This is a genomic window from Amycolatopsis sp. WAC 01416 (assembly GCF_003947485.1).
Lineage (GTDB): Bacteria > Actinomycetota > Actinomycetes > Mycobacteriales > Pseudonocardiaceae > Amycolatopsis.
This window is the reverse complement of the sequence record NZ_QHHX01000005.1, coordinates 60,123-76,342: the sequence shown is the minus strand read 5'-3', so window position 1 is coordinate 76,342 and position 16,220 is coordinate 60,123. Positions and strand designations below refer to the sequence as shown.

At 69.4% G+C, this 16,220-nt stretch carries 22 protein-coding genes; 9 read left to right on the top strand and 13 right to left on the bottom strand.

All coding sequences use genetic code 11. The features are described from left to right. Nucleotides 1–296: 296 nt before the first annotated feature. Nucleotides 297–2,030 (bottom strand): NAD(P)/FAD-dependent oxidoreductase, encoded by a 1,734-nt coding sequence (locus DL990_RS17585; protein WP_125799321.1) that lies wholly within the window; start codon nt 2,028–2,030, stop codon nt 297–299. A 169-nt stretch (nt 2,031–2,199) separates the two neighbouring features. Between DL990_RS17585 and DL990_RS17580 the strand changes: the two genes are divergently transcribed. Both DL990_RS17580 and DL990_RS42180 read left to right on the top strand, forming a co-directional pair. Beyond that, nucleotides 2,200–2,775, top strand: a complete 576-nt coding sequence (locus DL990_RS17580) for a TetR/AcrR family transcriptional regulator (RefSeq protein ID WP_233620500.1) — start codon at nt 2,200–2,202, stop codon at nt 2,773–2,775. Nucleotides 2,776–3,059: 284 nt separating this feature from the next. Further along, nucleotides 3,060–3,191 carry a hypothetical protein gene (locus tag DL990_RS42180; RefSeq protein ID WP_255431378.1) on the top strand — a complete coding sequence of 44 codons (132 nt, stop codon included), beginning with the start codon at nt 3,060–3,062 and terminating at the stop codon, nt 3,189–3,191. Nucleotides 3,192–3,235: 44 nt separating this feature from the next. Here DL990_RS42180 and DL990_RS17570 read toward each other — a convergent pair whose 3' ends face one another. The 4 genes from DL990_RS17570 to DL990_RS17555 are packed head-to-tail and all read right to left on the bottom strand — an operon-like array spanning nt 3,236 to nt 6,161. Beyond that, nucleotides 3,236–4,492, bottom strand: coding sequence for an MFS transporter (locus DL990_RS17570; protein WP_125799320.1), 1,257 nt, complete (start codon nt 4,490–4,492; stop codon nt 3,236–3,238). Beyond that, a complete protein-coding gene (locus tag DL990_RS17565) occupies nt 4,489–4,836 on the bottom strand; it encodes a VOC family protein (protein WP_125782408.1) in 348 nt (115 codons plus the stop codon). The genes DL990_RS17570 and DL990_RS17565 overlap by 4 nt, the downstream gene beginning before the upstream one ends. Beyond that, nucleotides 4,833–4,991, bottom strand: a complete 159-nt coding sequence (locus DL990_RS17560; RefSeq protein ID WP_125782406.1) for a CopG family transcriptional regulator — start codon at nt 4,989–4,991, stop codon at nt 4,833–4,835. Before DL990_RS17560 ends, DL990_RS17565 begins: the two co-directional genes overlap by 4 nt. Nucleotides 4,992–5,000: 9 nt before the next feature. Continuing rightward, nucleotides 5,001–6,161 carry an MFS transporter gene (locus DL990_RS17555; RefSeq protein WP_125782404.1) on the bottom strand — a complete coding sequence of 387 codons (1,161 nt, stop codon included), beginning with the start codon at nt 6,159–6,161 and terminating at the stop codon, nt 5,001–5,003. A gap of 77 nt (nt 6,162–6,238) precedes the next feature. Here DL990_RS17555 and DL990_RS17550 point away from each other — a divergent pair, with 77 nt between their 5' ends. Continuing rightward, nucleotides 6,239–6,796 carry a helix-turn-helix domain-containing protein gene (locus DL990_RS17550; protein WP_125782402.1) on the top strand — a complete coding sequence of 186 codons (558 nt, stop codon included), beginning with the start codon at nt 6,239–6,241 and terminating at the stop codon, nt 6,794–6,796. Between the two features lie 37 nt (nt 6,797–6,833). On the opposite strand, the gene DL990_RS17545 is transcribed toward DL990_RS17550, so the two are convergent. The 6 genes from DL990_RS17545 to DL990_RS17520 all read right to left on the bottom strand — a co-directional run bounded on the left by DL990_RS17545 (nt 6,834) and on the right by DL990_RS17520 (nt 11,388). Next, nucleotides 6,834–7,241 carry a VOC family protein gene (locus tag DL990_RS17545; protein ID WP_125799319.1) on the bottom strand — a complete coding sequence of 136 codons (408 nt, stop codon included), beginning with the start codon at nt 7,239–7,241 and terminating at the stop codon, nt 6,834–6,836. A 59-nt stretch (nt 7,242–7,300) separates the two neighbouring features. Continuing rightward, a complete protein-coding gene (locus DL990_RS17540) occupies nt 7,301–7,588 on the bottom strand; it encodes a DUF1905 domain-containing protein (protein WP_125782398.1) in 288 nt (95 codons plus the stop codon). Next, on the bottom strand, nt 7,581–8,963 hold the full coding sequence (locus DL990_RS17535; RefSeq protein WP_125799318.1) for an aminotransferase class V-fold PLP-dependent enzyme: 1,383 nt from the start codon (nt 8,961–8,963) through the stop codon (nt 7,581–7,583). The genes DL990_RS17540 and DL990_RS17535 overlap by 8 nt, the downstream gene beginning before the upstream one ends. Before the next feature lie 12 nt (nt 8,964–8,975). After that, nucleotides 8,976–9,434 carry a DUF6463 family protein gene (locus DL990_RS17530; RefSeq protein ID WP_125799317.1) on the bottom strand — a complete coding sequence of 153 codons (459 nt, stop codon included), beginning with the start codon at nt 9,432–9,434 and terminating at the stop codon, nt 8,976–8,978. An 80-nt stretch (nt 9,435–9,514) separates the two neighbouring features. Continuing rightward, nucleotides 9,515–10,159 carry a response regulator transcription factor gene (locus tag DL990_RS17525; protein WP_125782392.1) on the bottom strand — a complete coding sequence of 215 codons (645 nt, stop codon included), beginning with the start codon at nt 10,157–10,159 and terminating at the stop codon, nt 9,515–9,517. Continuing rightward, on the bottom strand, nt 10,156–11,388 hold the full coding sequence (locus DL990_RS17520) for a sensor histidine kinase (RefSeq protein ID WP_125799316.1): 1,233 nt from the start codon (nt 11,386–11,388) through the stop codon (nt 10,156–10,158). The genes DL990_RS17525 and DL990_RS17520 overlap by 4 nt, the downstream gene beginning before the upstream one ends. 157 nt (nt 11,389–11,545) lie before the next feature. Between DL990_RS17520 and DL990_RS17515 the strand changes: the two genes are divergently transcribed. The 3 genes from DL990_RS17515 to mscL all read left to right on the top strand — a co-directional run bounded on the left by DL990_RS17515 (nt 11,546) and on the right by mscL (nt 13,110). Continuing rightward, on the top strand, nt 11,546–11,857 hold the full coding sequence (locus DL990_RS17515; RefSeq protein WP_125799315.1) for an FmdB family zinc ribbon protein: 312 nt from the start codon (nt 11,546–11,548) through the stop codon (nt 11,855–11,857). 115 nt (nt 11,858–11,972) lie between these two features. Further along, nucleotides 11,973–12,614: an SAF domain-containing protein gene (locus DL990_RS17510; RefSeq protein ID WP_125799314.1), complete on the top strand. Its 642-nt coding sequence runs from the start codon at nt 11,973–11,975 to the stop codon at nt 12,612–12,614. Nucleotides 12,615–12,705: 91 nt separating this feature from the next. Further along, nucleotides 12,706–13,110 carry a large-conductance mechanosensitive channel protein MscL gene (mscL, locus tag DL990_RS17505; protein WP_125782364.1) on the top strand — a complete coding sequence of 135 codons (405 nt, stop codon included), beginning with the start codon at nt 12,706–12,708 and terminating at the stop codon, nt 13,108–13,110. Nucleotides 13,111–13,116: 6 nt separating this feature from the next. Here mscL and DL990_RS17500 read toward each other — a convergent pair whose 3' ends face one another. Then, nucleotides 13,117–13,305 carry a hypothetical protein gene (locus DL990_RS17500; RefSeq protein WP_199746443.1) on the bottom strand — a complete coding sequence of 63 codons (189 nt, stop codon included), beginning with the start codon at nt 13,303–13,305 and terminating at the stop codon, nt 13,117–13,119. Between the two features lie 55 nt (nt 13,306–13,360). Between DL990_RS17500 and DL990_RS17495 the strand changes: the two genes are divergently transcribed. After that, entirely contained in the window at nt 13,361–13,639 is a 279-nt protein-coding gene (locus DL990_RS17495) for a hypothetical protein (RefSeq protein ID WP_073846255.1), read from the top strand. Nucleotides 13,640–13,652: 13 nt separating this feature from the next. On the opposite strand, the gene DL990_RS17490 is transcribed toward DL990_RS17495, so the two are convergent. Continuing rightward, complete coding sequence (locus tag DL990_RS17490; protein WP_125799312.1) at nt 13,653–14,153, bottom strand: molybdenum cofactor biosynthesis protein B; 501 nt, start codon at nt 14,151–14,153, stop codon at nt 13,653–13,655. A gap of 128 nt (nt 14,154–14,281) precedes the next feature. On the opposite strand from DL990_RS17490, the gene DL990_RS17485 reads away from it, so the two are divergent. Both DL990_RS17485 and DL990_RS17480 read left to right on the top strand, forming a co-directional pair. Next, nucleotides 14,282–15,343, top strand: a complete 1,062-nt coding sequence (locus DL990_RS17485) for an NAD-dependent epimerase/dehydratase family protein (protein ID WP_125799311.1) — start codon at nt 14,282–14,284, stop codon at nt 15,341–15,343. 72 nt (nt 15,344–15,415) lie between these two features. Beyond that, the gene (locus DL990_RS17480; RefSeq protein ID WP_125799310.1) at nt 15,416–16,219 is read left to right on the top strand and encodes an MBL fold metallo-hydrolase; all 804 of its coding nucleotides are present in this window, start codon (nt 15,416–15,418) and stop codon (nt 16,217–16,219) included. Nucleotide 16,220 lies beyond the last annotated feature (1 nt).

Genomic DNA, 16,220 nt, shown 5'->3' with positions numbered 1-16,220 from the left:
TTCTTACTAGAACAATTGCCTGAATGAATGCGCAGCGGGCTGGTCGGCGTTCGCGGTTTCGAGCCCCCCGCTTTCGGCGCTCGCTCGCGACGTCGCGGAGCTTCTCGACTTCGGTCCGAGAAAGAATGCTGTCCGCTCGCGCAACCGGCGTGCGCACTTTTCTGATCACCGATTACGGCACGACCTGGTCGCGCATTTCGGGGCTGAAGCGAATCGCCGTGTAGTGCGGCCCTGCCGGCGCGGCCCAGGAGAGGTTGCCGATCTCGTCGGCGTGGCGCCGGACCGCCCGGGCTGCTCTAGCGGACGGGGGCCTTCCCGGTAGAAGTGCGGCGGGTGCGGGTGGCGAGTGACTTGACGGTGGCGAGGGTGTCGAACTCGCCCGGCGGGTCGGCGGGGATCCGGGCGGGGTCGCCGAGAACGGAGCCGCTGAACACCTCGGCGGCGATGTCCCTGCCGAGGACGGTGCCCGCGGCGTGCAGGCCGGACAACGCGGCACCGGTGACGCCGGGGCCCCAGGCGGTGCTGACGCCCGCGATGAACAGCCCGGGGATCTCGGTGCGGGGGCGTGGCCGGAACGGGCCGAACTGGCCGACCGAGCATTCGATGCCGTAGGGGGTTCCGTCACTGACCCGGGTGTAGCGGGTCTGGGTCATCGGGGTGGCCGCCTCCACCCAGCGGATGTGGTCCTCGATTCCGGGAAAGGTCTCCGCGACCCGCGCCACCATGGCATCGGTGGCGAGCTGCTTCATCTCGCGATAGGTCTCGCGGTCGCCGTAGGCACCGTCGTCGGCCGAGTCCAGACCCCAGAACTCCGGGTCGGCGGGCACCATGCTCATCGCCTCGATCACCGATCCACCGCGCGGCGCGTACCGCGTGCTGTGCGGGTCCTTGGTCGTGGTGACGGTGATGAAGGCCGGCAGCCGCCGGTGTGCCTGCCGGGCTCGTTCCTGCCGGTCGTAGCCACCGGCGTTCTCACCGAGATCGCGGATCAGCGCGCCGACGTCCTCGCCGGTCGGGCAGGCGAAGTAGTTGGTGTTGGGCATCCGGTCGGCCAGATCGATGTCGACCCCGAGATAGACGTTGAAGAACGGCATCGACATCCGATACGCGCGGATCCTGCGCAGTGTCCGCGCGCGCAGGTGCTCCTCGCCGACCAGATCCAGGTAGGTGCGTTTGATGTCGGCGGTGGACACGACCACCGGTGCGCGCAGCGTCTGGCCGCCGGCCAGGCGCACGCCGGCCGTCCTGCCGTTCTCGATCAGGATGCGGTCCACCTCGGCGCGGGTGCGGATCTCGCCGCCGTGGGCGACGATCGCCTGCGCGAGGCGTGCGGAGAGCACCTGGCCGCCGCCGCGCGGGTACCAGCCGCCGCTGCTCAGGAAGTACTGCAGGAAAGCGGCGTGCAGCACTACCGGCGTGCGGCTGGGCGGGGAACCGTACGCACCGCAGTGCACCGACAGCACCGCACGCAGCTTCGGGCTCAGCCGGTGGACGTCGAAGAGCCGGGCCAGTGGCACCATCGCCCAGGGTGCGTACCGGCCGCAGCGGGCGGCGAACCTGGCGATCTCGGTGAGCGAGGACGGGGTGGCGCTGAGGTCGACCTGCCGCCCGATCCGCTCGAACACGCGGACGATCCGGGTGATCTTCCTTGCCTCATCGGGGAAGGCGTCGATCAGGTTGCGCCGGTACCCGTCCCAGCCCCGGGGGACGCGCACGGTGAGATCGGGGAAGGTGATCGTGTCGAACCCGTCCGAGTCCATCGGCAGGAACTCGACCCGCCCGGCCTGGCCGAGTCCGTTGAGCAGCATCGGCAGTTTGCCGCCGGGCAGGCAGTCGCCGAGGTAGTGAACGCCGACGTCGAATTCCCACTTGCCCGCCCGGCGGAAGACGTGGGTGTTCCCGCCGATCACGTCGTAGGACTCGAGGACGAGTACCCGCTTTCCGCTCACGGCCAGGTATCCGGCCGCGGTGAGCCCGCTCATGCCCGAACCGATCACGAGCGCGTCCCAGCCGTTCTCCGCTACATCCATGACAACCTCCACCCTTGCTTCCTGTTACCGGAAGTCATAGTTACTTATGACGGTCGGTATAGTCAATGCCAGCGTGAGGAACACGCGAACCGGATGAATCGAGCGAAGTAGCAGGTCTCATGCATGAGCGCGACCCAGAAGGTATGCCGAGCGATATAGGATGTCGGCTATGGCAGACCCTGACTCGGCGCGCGAGCGCATGATCGGCGGCGCGATCGACCTGTTCCGCCGGCGTGGCGTCGCCGCGACCTCGCTGGCCGACATCGTGGCGCACTCCGGCGCGCCACGCGGATCCGTGTACCACTACTTCCCAGACGGGAAGACCCAGCTCGCGAGCGAGGCGACCGAACACGCCGGGCGGGTGATGGGGGCGGCGATCAGCGGGCTGGTCAACACCAAGGGGCCGGTCGCGGCGCTGGACAGCTTCGTGGCGTTCTACCGGGACCAGCTCGTGTCGAGCGAGTTCACCTCAGGCTGTCCGGTCGTCGCCGGCGCGCTCGGAGCCGGTGAGTCCGACGGCGTCCGCGCGGCGGCGGACGCGGCCTTCACGTCATGGGAGGAGACGCTCACCGCGGCACTGTGGCAGCAGGGACTGCCCACGCAGCGAGCGGGCAGTCTGGCCACCCTGGCGATCTCGGCCATCGAAGGCGCCTTGGTGCTGGCCAGGGCCCAGCGATCGACGCGTCCGCTGGATCGCGTCGGCGAGGAACTGGCCGCACTCGTAGGCGACCTACTCGGCCGGTGACCGCGGTCAAGGTCAGCCGACCGGTCGGAGGAGACGTGCCGATTCACCGTGTGAAGGCGTGGTGGATGCCGGTATCTCGATCGCCAGGGTCTGCACGTCGACCACGCCGGACGGCCGAGTCCGGCAGGGCACGGGACACTGCCGCGCCGGGCTGATCGCGTTCGCTGTCCGAACAGCCGTGTTGTAGGAGTGTGAACAACCTTCGATCGGGCCGAAACCCGACGAAGGTGAGCGCTCATGCCCGAACAAGTGCCCTCCGATCCCCGTTCTCCCGACGTTCGCTGTTGCGCGCCGACGGTGGTCTCGCCGGGCCGGCTTCGGCCGCGGTGCCGACGTCCAAGCGTTTCGACCTCACCAAGCCGTCCTACGACGAGTTCCGCGGCAAGATCCTGCAACGGCAGGACCGGGCACGCTGATGGGCAGGCGGTCGAGCCGCGGCGCCATCTTCGGGCCAGCTGACTCATTCCCGGCGCGCCGCGGCGTAGGTGGCGGCCGCCAGCGCGGCCGCGAAAAGTGTGTACGAGGCGAGCAAACCGGTGCCGGAGGAGCTCAGTGCGCCGCCGATGGCCCGGCCAAGCAGCTGCCCGACGCATTCGGCTGTGATGACGGCGGTCGCCAGCTCCGCCGCGGTGAAACCGCTCGCGTCCGCGGTCGTCGCTCTGAGGTAAAGGCCGGGATAGGCGAGTCCGACGCCGATTCCGGCGACGGTCCAGGCGACGAGGGCCACGGTGAAGGAACTTCCGAAGGCAACAACAGCGGTGCCGAGGGCGGTCAGGCCCAAGCCCACGACGGGAAAGCGCGCCGAGGTGATCTTCGCGGCCACCAGGCTGGTCACCGCCCAGCCGAGCGGGGCGGCGCTCAGGACGATCGCCGCCTGCCCGAGGCTCACCTCGAGCTCGCTCGTCAGAAGCACGGTGATCAGGCTGTCCGCGCCGAAATAGCCGATCGCGAACAGCACCATCGCGCCGAGCGCGGCGGGGGTTCCGGACCGCAGCCGTGCGGTGCCTGGAGGCAGGATCGCGATCATTCCGGCGACGGCGATCACCGCCCCGGCGAGCGCGAGCGGCCAGAAGCCCTTGCCGAACACGACAAGCGCCGCTCCGAGCGGCACCGACAACGTCCGCAGCAAGGGCCGGGGCGCGTCGTCGCGTGTGTCGTCGCGGGCAGCGCGTACGACCAGCAACCGTCCGAAAAGGACGAACGGCACCGGCAGCAGCAGAGTCCATCGCCAGCCGACGAGCCGTTCCAAGCCGAGGGTCGCCGCCGGGCCTGCCAGGGCGGGCACGATCCACATCGCCGAGGACGCCGCGATCACGCGGATCCGCAGCCGGTCATCGAGATGCCGGATCGCCGAGCTGACACCGAAGATCGCCAGCAGGCCACTGGCGAGCCCGGCGGAGAACTGGCCGAGGGCGAACATCCACGCCGCCTGCGCCATCGCGGCCAGGAAGAGACCGCCGAGGTAGGCGATCATCCCGATGGCGAGAGTGCCGCGCGGCCCCAGGCGGGCGAGAACCCGGCTCGCCAAGGGAAGTGCGACGAAGAGTCCCAGCGTCGAGCCGGCGATCAGGAGCCCGAGGTCGCTCCGCGCGCCGAGATCGCCGGCGACGACGGGCAACAGGGTGGAGGCGACGAATCCGGTGACGGCCGCGGCGAACTCGAGCGCGACGATGCCGACCGCGAGGAACAACGGGCTCGCGCGCCGGGTTCCGATCACGTGTAGAGGTCTCGGTCGTACAAGTTGAGCTGCACCCAGACACCGTCGGGATCCTGGACGCGCATCGAATGCCCGAAGCCTTCGTCCATCGGCGGACCCGGCTCGAATCCGGCGGCCCTCAAGCGCTCCGCGACGTCCTCCAGGGGTTCGTCGACTTCGAAGGCCAGTTCGCATCGGCCCACGTCGTCGCCGGAAGACCGGTGGACGGCCAGCATCCCGCCCTCAGCGGGCATCTCGACCCAGCCGCCGGGGCGCGACACCGGCCCGACCCGCAGGCCGAGTACCTCGTAGAACCGCGTCATGGCCTCGACGTCCGAGCTGTACCGGATCGGCATAACCTTCATCGTGCGCGTTCCTCACTGGTCCGCAGGTACTCCTCCAGCACCCGTTCGACGAACGACGAAAGCGATTCGTCGGCGTCGACGGACGCGTGTTTCACCCGCTTGATGAGGTCGTTCGGCAGATAGACGTTGAATTGCCGTTTGGCGACCTGGGTCATGCTCGCATGCTAGCAAGTGAGCATGCGGTCATGCGAGCGATCGCGGAGCACCAGCGGGACCGTGGCCAGCGCCAGTGCGGCGCCGATCCAAGGGATGGCGGTCAGCGAAGCTCCCAGGTTCAGTGCCCCGGCGGCGAAGGCCGGGGTGAGGCTGATGCCCAGCTGGAAAGCCGAGACCGTGGTCGCTCCGGCGAGGGTCGGGGCGGAAGAGGCGATGGTGAACACCCGCCCGTAGAGCGCCGGGTTGAGCACGAAGGCCGCGACTCCCAGCAGGAACACCGTAGGCACGACAACCCAGGCGGAATCGGCGAAGAAGGCGAGCAGCGCCGAAAAGACCGCGATGCCGACGGCGCCGCCGAGCAGGGCGTCGTGCGGGCGCCTGTCGGAGATCCGGCCGCCGAGGGACAGCCCGGCGAAAGCACCGATTCCGAACAACGCGAGGACCGCGGGGATCCAGACCGCCGGAAGGACGTCCGCCAGCATCGCCGCCAGGTAGTTGAAGGACACCATGTACGCGGCGGTGCTCAGGATCGTGATCGCGTAGATGCCCCAGAGGCGTGGCGTCCGCATGGCGAGCAGTTCCCCCGAAAGGCTCGGCGCGGCGGACGCGGTGGCGGGCAGGCCGACGGCGCACGCGACCACGCCCAGCACGGTGAGCATTACGACGCCCCAAAAGCCGCCGGTCCAGTCGGTGAGGTTGCTCAGCAGGGTGCCCGCCGGTCCCCCGGCCACCATGGCGACGCTGAGTCCGGCGACGACGACGCCGGAGGCGCGGGCGTTGCGGTCGGGAGTCACCAGGCTGATCGCCGTCACGGCCGCGACCGCGAAGAAGCCGGCGTAGGCCAGACCGGCGACGAACCTGGTGACCAGCAGGATCCAGTAGTCGTCGGCGAGCAGGCCGGTCGCGATGGCGGCGGCGAAGACGGCCTGCGTGGTCATCAATGCCGTTCGCCGCGGCCACTTCAAGCTCAGCACGGCGAACGGCGGGCCGCCCAGCACGACGCCGAGGGCGAACGCGGTGATGAGCGCGCCCGCGGAGGACAGGGAGACGCCGAGATCGGCGGCGGCCGAGGGCAGGACCCCGGCCATCAGGAACTCGGCGCTCCCCATCGCGAACAGGCTGAAAGCAAGGAGATAGACCCCGAGGGGGAGGCGTTTGGTCTCGATCATGGCGCCAGCATCGGCGGCTTCTGGCTGTTTCGGCAAAGAACTTTGCCGGAACCGGGACGACCTGCTGTGCTGGCGATATGGAGAGCGACCCCACTGTCACCGCGGCGATCGAACTGATCGCGCCCCGGCTGCGCCGCGCCCGGGAGAAGAAGGGCACGACGCTGATGGAGCTCAGCCGCGCCACCGGCATCTCCACCAGCACCCTGTCCCGGCTCGAATCCGGACAACGCAAGCCGAGTCTCGAACTGCTGCTGCCGGTGATCGCCGCGCTGGGCCTGCGCGTCGACGAGATCGTCTCGTCACCGAGAGTGCTCGAACCGCCCTCGGACGGCCGTGTTCTCATCCCGCTCACGCGGCACGAGAACGGGCCGCGCGCCTACAAGATGACGATCCCGGCGGGCGACGACGAGCCCCGGCCGCGAACGCACGCCGGCCGCGAATGGCTTTACGTGCTGCGGGGAAGGCTCCGGCTCGTCCTCGGCGACCAGGAGGTCGTGCTCGGTCCCGGCGAGGCCGCCGAGTTCGACTGCCGGACGCCGCACTGGTTCGGCGCCACCGGCCGCGGGCGGGTCGAGGTGCTCAGCCTGTTCGGCGAACAGGGCGAACGGGTCCACGTCCGCGCCCGCACCCGGTGATGTCAGTGCCTTTGGTGGAACCCGCGACTACCAGCGCTCAGACGCGCTGCTGGATACGGATCAGGTTTCCGGACGGGTCGCGGACGGCGCCGTCACGCAGGCCGTACGGCTGATCGGTGGGCTCCTGGATGACCTCGGCGCCCGCCTCTTGGAGGTGTTTGAAGAGGCCGTCGAGGTCGTCGGAGGAGAACAGGATGCTCGCGTAGGTGCCCTTGGCCATCATCTCGCCGATGACGCGGCGCTCGTCCTCGGTGATACCCGGGTCGACGGCCGGCGGGTGCAGCACGATCGACACGGGCTGCCCCGGCGGGCCGACGGTGATCCAGCGCATGCCGTCGTAGCCGACGTCGTTGCGCACCTCGAAGCCGAGGGTGTCGCGGTAGAACGTCAGTGCGGCTTCGGGGTCGGTCTGCGGGAGGAAACTCCCGTGAATGGCGATGTCCATGACGGTCACGCTAGGTGAGACCGGTTCGCCGCGCTTCTCGATTCCTGATCGGTCCTCGGCTAGGAGATCCGCTTGGTCAGATGCACGGTGACCCGGTCGCCGATGTCCTTCTTGATGATCTTCCGGAACGGCTTGCGCAGCGGCATCATGTGCACTCCGCCACCGATGGGCAGCATGCTCACCTCGTAGTCGTGGCCGTCCACGGTGCCACTGACCTTGACGGCCTTGCCGGTACCGAAGAACTCCGCGGAGTCCGGCATGTTCACGCACGGCCAGCCGCTGTTCGAGTCGGGGATGACCTCGGCGGTGAACGTCACGTCGATCGCCCGCGGTGTCGTGTCAGCCATGCTTTTCACTCTTCCTTGCCGCCTGGATCGCGGCGACAGCGCGGTCGACGTCGGCTTCGGTGGTGCTCCAGTTGGACACGGAGATGCGCATCAGGCGCCTCCCGTGCCAGGTGGTCGCGCCCATCCAGCACTCGCCGGAACGCTGGACGGCTTCGACGATCCTGTCCGTTTCGTCGCCGAAGCCGACGAGGACCTGGTTCAGCACCACGTCGTTCACGACGGTGATGCCTTCGCTCGCTTCGAGTTTCTCGGCGAACCTCCTTGCCAGCGCGCAGCATCGTTCGACCATCTCGGCGATCCCGGCGCGGCCCAGCTCGCCGAGCGCCGCCCACGTGGCGAACCCGCGGGCCCGGCGGGAGGACTCCGGCACGAAGTCGCTCGGCGCTCGCACCCCGCCGTCTCCCTGGCCGGTCAAGTACGCGGCCGTGAGCGCCATCGCGGCCCTGTGCGACTCGGGATGGGCACAGAAGGCGTAACCGCTGTCGTAGGGGACGTTGAGCCACTTGTGCCCGTCGACCGCCCACGAGTCGGCCGTTTCCAACCCCGCGGTCAACTTCCTGAGCGAGGGGGCGGCGGCAGCCCAGAGCCCGAAAGCGCCGTCGACGTGGACCCAGGCTCCGTGCCGGTGGGCGATCTCCGTCGCGGCGGCGAAATCGTCGAAAGCGCCGGTGTTCACGTTTCCGGCCTGGAGGCAAACGATTGCGGGCCCGTCGAGCGCCTTCGCGAGGTCCGCGATGTCGATGGCGCCTTGGCCGTCCGCGCGCACCGGCTTGACGGCGTCGGTGCCCAAGCCGAGCAAGCGGAGGGACCGGTCGATCGTCGCGTGCCGCTCTTCACTGGCGATGACCCGCAGCGGCGGCGCCCCGTGCAATCCACGGCGTTCGACGTCCCAGCCGGCCCGCGCCAGCACGTGATGCCGGGCGGCGGCCAGGCCGACCGTGTTCGCGCCCTGCCCGCCGGTCACGAACCCGAAAGAGGCACCGGACGGGAGGCCGAGAACGTCCTTGAGCCATTCGCCCGCCACTTCCTCGACGATCGCGGCGGCAGGCGAGGTGACCTTGTTGAACGCGGGCTGATCCCAACCGGTCGCCAGCATGTCGGCCGCCGTCGCCGCTTCGAGCGCTCCCCCGGTGACGAACCCGAAGTACCGCGGCCCGGTGTTCGCCACCAGCGCCGGCTCGACGGCGTCGGCCAGCCGCCGGATCACGTCGGCGGGTGGGACCGGTTTCTCGGGCAGGTCACCGAGCTTTTCCCGGACACCCGTCGTGTCGTGCGGGAAGACCGGGCCGTCGGCGACGCTTTCGCGGTAGCCCGCCACGCGGGCGGCGACCTCGGCCAGCAGACCGCGTAACTCTTCTTTGCCGCGGGGCTTCATTCGCTCATGCTTTCACGACCGCGGCCGTGAGGGCTCCTTCTTGAACCAGGCACCGGCCAGGAACAGAGCGCCGATGAGCAGCAGGATGATCGTTCCGGCGTCGAAACCACCCAGCAGTCCGAGCAGGACCGCCCACGCGACGACGCCGCAGCCCAGCCAGCCGGGCACGCGTTCGCCGCGCCGGGTCGACCGGACCACCAGAGCGCCGAGCAGCAGCAACGGCACCCCGAAACTGCCCGGGCTGAGCCAGAACGCCTCGGCCATGGGGAGCCGGTCGGGCGAAGGGTCCAACGTGACCGTGTTGAAGAATCCTTCGTCGAAGATCTGCGCCCAGACTTCCTGGCGCATCGTAGCGGCGACCACGGTGTGGAAGAGGCCACCGCCCAGCGCGAGAATCCCGCCCCAGGTGGCAGGGTCGCGCCACCGGACGCGGATGGTGGTCGCTTCGGTCGTCTTGTCGATTGTCGTCATACGCATCAGGCTGCTCGCCTGCTCGACGGGAATCCTCGGCCCGAGGTCGCCGGTGCCTCCACCGAAATGATGAGATCGGCTCAGCTCGGACGCACGAGTCCGTTCTCGTACGCGAAGATCACCGCCTGCACCCGGTCACGGACCCCGAGCTTCGCGAGGACGTGGCCGACGTGCGTTTTCACCGTGGCTTCGGAGAGGAAGAGCCGCTTCGCGGTCTCGGCGTTGGAGTATCCCTGCGCGATCTCCAGCAATACGTCGCGTTCGCGCCCGGTGAGCCGGTTCAGCAACGGAGAAGTTTCGCGTGCGACCGCGAGCTGGTCCAGCATGCGACGGGTCGTGGAGCGCGCGATCACGGCATCGCCCGCATGGACGGCGCGGATGGCGTGCAGTACTTCGTCGGCCGACGCGTCCTTGAGCAGGAAACCGCTCGCGCCGGCGCGCAGGCCGGCGATGGCGTACTCGTCGAGGTCGAACGTCGTCAGCAGGATCACTTTGGGCGCGTTCTCGCGGGCAGCGACCACTCCGGTGGCCTCGACCCCGTCCATGCGCGGCATCTGGACATCCATCAGCACGACGTCGACCCGTGTCTCGGCGAGCTTCGCGACCGCCTCCACCCCGTCTGCGGCCTGGAGGACGATCCGGATGTCGTCGGTCGCGTCGACGACCATGGCCAAGCCGGTCCGGACCAGTTCCTGGTCGTCGACCAGTGCGACGTCGATCGTCATCCCGAAGCTCCTTGTTCGCCGACGCGGAACTCCGCGCGCACCCTGAAACCGCCGTCGACGGGACCGGCCTCGAACGTACCGCCCGCGGCTCGCACGCGTTCCCGGACACCGTTCAGGCCGGCGCCCGTGCCGGGAAGCGACGGCCGCTCGCCGGCACCTGCTCCGTCGTCCTCCACGACGAACACCGACGCGTTCGGGGTGTGCGTGATCGTGACCGCGACAACCGTGCACGGGCCCGCGTGTTTGACGCTGTTGGTCAAGCCTTCCTGGACGAGCCGGAACGCCGCCATGGCCGCGCTCGCCGTCAGCACGCCGGGCCTGCCCTGTTCGGTCAGCCGGACATCGACGCCCGTCGCGCGGACACGCTCCACCAAGGCCGGGATCCCGGCGAGCGAAGGCCGCGACTCGGTCTCCCGCAACACCCGCAACGTGTTCCGCATGTCGGCCAGTGCCTCGCGGGCGGTCCCGGCGATGACGGAAAGCGCCTGTGCCGCGCGGTCCGGCGACTTGGAGGCGATGGCGGAGCCGCCTTCGGCCTGGCGCACGATGACCGCCAGGGAGTGGGCGACGATGTCGTGCATGTCGCGAGCGATGCGCTGACGTTCGCCTGCCGCGGCACGCTCGGCGGTTTCCGCGGCCTCGTCGGCAAGGCGTCGTCGCCGGTCGAACCGGAAACGGCCAACGGCCCAGGTGCCCGCCACCGCCGCGACCAGGGCGAGAACGGCCAGCAGCAGGGTGAGCCACCCCGTGGGGAGCGCGCCGTAGGCCGTCGCCGTCCGAGCCGTGCACAGCAACGCTCCGAGCACGCTGATCTCGAGGGCGAGCAGGCTTTCGCGCAGCGGCCGTCGTGCGGCGACGGCGTACAGAAGCACCAGGTACGCCGCCGACGTCGGGAGAAAGAACAGCGGGATCTCCATGCTGTCGCTCGCGCTCGCCAGCCCCAGTGGCGCGGGCCGGACCGTCGTGTTCGGCAGCGCGACGGTCACCGCCATCCCGAGTCCGGCGGAGATGAACGCGGCTTGGGTGGCGATCCTCCGCAACGCGACGGTGGCCAGCACCGTGAACCCGCAGAGGCCCGCCACCCACAGCGTCCAGGCCGGGGAGTCGGCCACCAGGAGGATGTCGAGCGAAGGCGGCCCCAGCAGTGCGGCGATGGCCACGGCGAAAAGGGCGTCCAGAACGGTCGGGTGTGTCCGCGTCCACCGGTCCACGCGGTCGGTCCACGTCACGGCCACGATCGTAGACACCGCTCACCGCGCGGTACAGATCGCTGACCAGGCGGGGATGTGACGTTGGGAAACCTTGTTTGACCTGCGCCGGAATGCCCCGGTACCGTGTTGTGTTAGCACTCTTGTCGGCTGAGTGCCAGTGCACGAAGGAGCAGCAGTGCCCACCTACCAATACGCCTGCAAGGAATGCGACCACGCTTTCGAGGCCGTGCAGTCGTTCTCCGACGCGAGCTTGACCGTGTGCCCGCAGTGCTCGGGCCCGCTTCGCAAGGTCTTCAGCTCGGTCGGTGTGGTCTTCAAGGGCAGCGGTTTCTACCGCAATGATTCACGCGACTCGAAGGCCAACACGACCACGGCTCCGGCCAAGACCGAGACCAAGCCGGAGTCGAAGACCGAGTCGAAGTCGGAGACCAAGAGCGCGGCATCCTCCTCCACGGGTACGACGAAAACGGCCGCCGCCGCTTCCTGACGCCCCGAGTTGTCCACAGGCCCCCGGTTATCCACAACCGGGGGTTTTCGTTCTTCCAGGGCACCTCACCGGCCCCTAGCGTCGTGATCATCACCGATCGACGAGGGGGAATCCCGTGCTCCACCATCTGCCCGTCCTGCGAAGACTCCACGGCAGGCCCGCGCGGCTGCTCCGCCGCTGGCTCGCCCTGTCCCTGCTGCTCAGTGGCGTGGTCACGCTGTTCCTGCCCGCCTCCGCCCGCGGCACGCCCGGCACCGCGACCGTGGCCTCCGCGCGTGACCTCCCGGCCGGGACGGTGCTGCGCGCCGGGGATCTCAAGCTCGTCGACCTCCCGGACGACGTCCGTCCACAGGGCGCCCTTGGCCGGTCCGACTCCGCGGAAGGGCGGATGCTCATCGGTGCGGCACGGGCGGGTGAGCCGCTGACGGACGTCCGCTTGGTGGACGCGGCCATCCCCGGATCGGGTGATCCGGAGAGTTCGACTGTCCCGGTGAGGCTCGCCGACGCCGGGGTCGCGGAACTGCTCAGGCCGGGTCAGCGGGTCGACGTCGTCGCGGCCGCCGAAGCCGGGCGAGAGGCGTCTGTGCTGGCCAGCATGGCTGTCGTGGCGGCGGTCGGCGAGCAGGACGACCGCGAGCCGAAGACCTCCGGTGCCGGGAGCAGGGGACCTTTGGTGCTGCTTTCCCTGCCCTCCGCGATCGCGACACGGGTCGCTGCCACTTCGCTGGAGCGGTCCATAGCGGTTACCCTCCGCTAGCTCGCGCCCTGCCCTGTGGAGGCGGGCGCCTGCGTCCCCCCGGTATGGAAGGGACGGTCGGCCAACCGTCCCAGGTGAAGAGGAGAGCGTCTTGATCAAGGGCTTCAAGGACTTCCTGATGCGCGGGAACGTCGTCGACCTGGCGGTCGCGGTGGTCATCGGCGCCGCGTTCACAGCGATCGTCACGGCCTTCACGAACGGCCTGATCAAACCACTGATCAACGCCATCGGCGGTTCGGACGCCGCCAAGGGGCTGGGGTTCAACATCCTCAGCGCGAACGACTCGACGTTCATGGACTTCGGTGGCGTGATCAACGCGGCGATCAACTTCGTGATCGTCGCCGCCGTCGTCTACTTCGTGATCGTGCTGCCGGTCAAGCACATCCAGGAGCGGCGCAAGCGCGGTGAAGAGGCGGGCCCGGCGGAGCCGACCGACGTCGAACTGCTCACCGAGATCCGCGACCTGCTGCGCGCGCAGCAGAACCGCGCGAGCTGATCCGGATCACCGGTCGTGATGAGGCGGCCGGTTCTCCAGGAACCACGAGTCGGAGTCCCGGGGACGCTGCCCCGGCTCTCGCTCGTCGGAGGTGGTGTCCGGCAGGACGTCGCCGAAGATCTCGTCGACCCGGCGCTGTTTCTCCGCGCGAGAGGCCGTCGCGGCGGGGCGCTTGTCTTCGTCTTCACCTGGCATGACGTCCATTTTCGCACCGGTCGCGGGGTAGGCCGCCCGGTGGGACCATCAGCGCATGAGCATTGTCGACAAAGCGAAGGGGCTGGCCGCGCAGGCCATCCACAAAGCGGAAGAGGTCGCGGGCGAAGTCCGCGAGAAGGCCGGGCCGCTGGCCGAGAAGGCCGGCGACGTCGCGGCCAAGGGTGTCTCGGCGGCGTCGGCCGGGGCGAACAAGGTCACCGGCGGCCGGTTCGAGGACAAGATCGGCCACGTCACCGAGAAGGTGGAAGGGGTGTTGCATCAGGACAAAAAGGGCGAGCCCGGGACAGAGCCCGGACCCGCTCCCAAGAACTAGGCCCTCACAAGAACTAGGCCTCTTCGAGACCGGACAGCTCGTCGATCACGTACGGCACCAGCGACGAGAGCGTCGCCATGCCGTCGCGGACGGCCGCGCGTGAACCAGCCAGGTTGACCACCAGCGTGCTGCCGGAGACGCCGACGAGCCCGCGGGAGATGCCCGCGTCCACCACGCCGGCGGCGAGACCGGAGGCGCGCAGTGCCTCACCGATGCCCGGGATCGGGCGGTCGAGCACACCGGCCGTCGCGTCCGGCGTGCGGTCGCGCGGGGAGACCCCGGTGCCGCCGACGGTGATCACCAGGTCGGCGCCGCCGATCACGGCGGTGTTGAGCGCGTTGCGGATCGCGGCCGTCTCGGCCTCGACCACCACGACACCGTCGACGATGAATCCGGCCTCTTCGAGCAGCTCTGTGACCAGCGGTCCCGTGTTGTCCTCGTGTTCGCCGTGGGCGACCCTGTCGTCCACGATGACCACCAGTGCGCGGCCCAGCCGTTGTGCGCTCCGTTCCATAGGCACACCGTATCCGGTTTCGGCTGATCTTCGCTCCCGTGGTGCCGCGGGCCACGAGTTGTGACGATTCCCTGACGTGAGCCGGGGATCCGGCACCGCCGTCGCGGATCGCCCCTAGCGTCGGGAAGGTGCGAACACTGGTAACCGGCGGGGCCGGGTTCATCGGCTCCCACATCGCCGATCTGCTGTCCGATCAAGGTCACGAGGTCGTCGTCCTCGACACCCTCCTGCGCACCGCCCACGCTTCGTCGCGTCCGCCCGCGTACACCGGCCGCCACCGGTTCCTACGTGGCGATGTCACCGACGCGGAGCTGGTCGCCGAGTCGCTGGACGGTGTCGAGGCGGTCTGTCACCAGGCTGCCGTCGTCGGGCACGGCATCGATCCGTCCGACGCGCCGTCGTACACGCTGAACAACGACTACGGGACAGCCGTGCTGCTGGCCGGGATGCACCGCGCCGGGGTTCGGAAACTGGTGCTCGCCTCGTCGATGGTCGTCTACGGCGAGGGCCGCTACGAATGCCTCGGCCACGGGATCGTCCCGCCGTCGCCGCGGAAACAGTCCGATGTGGACGCCGGACGCTTCGAGCCGACGTGCGCGACGTGCGGCGCGGAACTCGAGTGGCGGCTCGTCCCCGAGGACGCGCCACTTCGGCCGCGAAGCACCTACGCGGCCACCAAACTCGCGCAGGAACATCTGGCGGCGGCGTGGGCCCGGCAGACCGGCGGGACGGTCTGGGCGATGCGCTATCACAACGTCTACGGGCCCCGGATGCCGCAGAACACCCCGTACGCGGGCGTCGCGTCGCTGTTCCGGTCCTCGCTCCTGCGCGGTGAGGCGCCGATCGTGCTGGAGGACGGGAAACAGCAGCGCGACTTCGTGCACGTCCATGACGTGGCGAGGGCGAACGTCCTGGCGCTGTGCACTGACGGGCCCGAAGGTGACCTGACCCCGCTGAACATCTGTTCCGGGCAACCGCACTCGGTCGGTGAACTCGCCGAAGAACTCGCGAAGGCCTGCGACGGACCGGCTCCGAAGGTCGCCGGCGGCGCCCGTCCCGCCGACGTCCGGCACGTCGTCGCCGATCCCGCCCGCGCCGAACGACTGCTCGGCTTCACCGCGCGAACCGGTTTCGCCGAAGGCATCGCCGGTTTCGCCACCGCTGAGCTGCGGGAACCGGTCGGTCTCTGAAACCGGGAACAGACCCGGCCTCCACCGGGTTGTCGTTCCCGGCAACGGAAATCGACTTTTTTGGGGGTTTTGGTGGGCATCACCGTCGGAGACATCGAGATCGAAGCGCTCGGGGACGGCCTGATCAGGTTGCCGCTCGCGTTCTTCCCGGGTCTCGACCCCGAAGCCCACCCGGACGTCTTCGACGAGGACGGCACCGTGCACGTCCCCACCGGCGCGTACCTGATCCGAGGCAACGGCCGCACGATCCTCGTCGACACCGGCCTCGGCCCGCGCGAATTCGCCTTCCCGCCGGGGATGACGCCCGCCAAGGGCGACCCCACCCCGCCGATGGGCACGGGTGGTGACCTCGCGGCCGCGCTGGACAAGGCAGGCTGCCCCATCGACGAGATCGACACCGTCTTCCTCACCCACCTGCACAACGACCACATCGGCTGGATCGCCCCCGAAGGCGACCTGACCTTCCCTGGTGCTCAGGTCGTCTTCGGGCAACTGGACTGGGACGCCCTCATCGCGCCCGCCGGGACGGGCGAATGGAGCCGTGTCGGCATGGAGACCGCTCGCGCCGCGGGGCTGACCGAGGCGATCAGCGGCGACGACGTCGAGATCGCGCCAGGGATCGTGGCGCGGCACGCCCCCGGTCACACGCCCGGCCACTACGTCCTCGACATCACCGCGGACGACGAGCGCCTGCTGCTGCTCGGCGACGTCCTGCACACGCCCGCCCAGCTGACGGACACGCGGGTGAGCTTCCTCGGCGACGTCGACCCGGATCTCGCGCTCCGCACGCGGCAGCGTTTCCTCGCCGAAGCGGAAGAGACCGGCGCGATCATCGCGCCTGCCCACTTCCCGGACATGGGTTTCCTGCGGCTCTGAA

Excerpts from the sequence above, each read along its gene's own strand:
- DL990_RS17530 (WP_125799317.1), bottom strand. The coding sequence starts at position 9,434 with ATGACGACAATCGACAAGACGACCGAAGCGACCACCATCCGCGTCCGG.
- DL990_RS17565 (WP_125782408.1), bottom strand. The coding sequence starts at position 4,836 with ATGAAGGTTATGCCGATCCGGTACAGCTCGGACGTCGAGGCCATGACG.
- DL990_RS17550 (WP_125782402.1), top strand. The coding sequence starts at position 6,239 with ATGGAGAGCGACCCCACTGTCACCGCGGCGATCGAACTGATCGCGCCC.
- DL990_RS17500 (WP_199746443.1), bottom strand. The coding sequence starts at position 13,305 with ATGCCAGGTGAAGACGAAGACAAGCGCCCCGCCGCGACGGCCTCTCGC.
- DL990_RS17525 (WP_125782392.1), bottom strand. The coding sequence starts at position 10,159 with ATGACGATCGACGTCGCACTGGTCGACGACCAGGAACTGGTCCGGACC.
- DL990_RS17490 (WP_125799312.1), bottom strand. The coding sequence starts at position 14,153 with ATGGAACGGAGCGCACAACGGCTGGGCCGCGCACTGGTGGTCATCGTG.
- DL990_RS17545 (WP_125799319.1), bottom strand. The coding sequence starts at position 7,241 with ATGGACATCGCCATTCACGGGAGTTTCCTCCCGCAGACCGACCCCGAA.
- DL990_RS17540 (WP_125782398.1), bottom strand. The coding sequence starts at position 7,588 with ATGGCTGACACGACACCGCGGGCGATCGACGTGACGTTCACCGCCGAG.
- DL990_RS17555 (WP_125782404.1), bottom strand. The coding sequence starts at position 6,161 with ATGATCGAGACCAAACGCCTCCCCCTCGGGGTCTATCTCCTTGCTTTC.
- DL990_RS17585 (WP_125799321.1), bottom strand. The coding sequence starts at position 2,030 with ATGGATGTAGCGGAGAACGGCTGGGACGCGCTCGTGATCGGTTCGGGC.
- DL990_RS17535 (WP_125799318.1), bottom strand. The coding sequence starts at position 8,963 with ATGAAGCCCCGCGGCAAAGAAGAGTTACGCGGTCTGCTGGCCGAGGTC.
- DL990_RS17580 (WP_233620500.1), top strand. The coding sequence starts at position 2,200 with ATGGCAGACCCTGACTCGGCGCGCGAGCGCATGATCGGCGGCGCGATC.
- DL990_RS17560 (WP_125782406.1), bottom strand. The coding sequence starts at position 4,991 with ATGACCCAGGTCGCCAAACGGCAATTCAACGTCTATCTGCCGAACGAC.
- DL990_RS17495 (WP_073846255.1), top strand. The coding sequence starts at position 13,361 with ATGAGCATTGTCGACAAAGCGAAGGGGCTGGCCGCGCAGGCCATCCAC.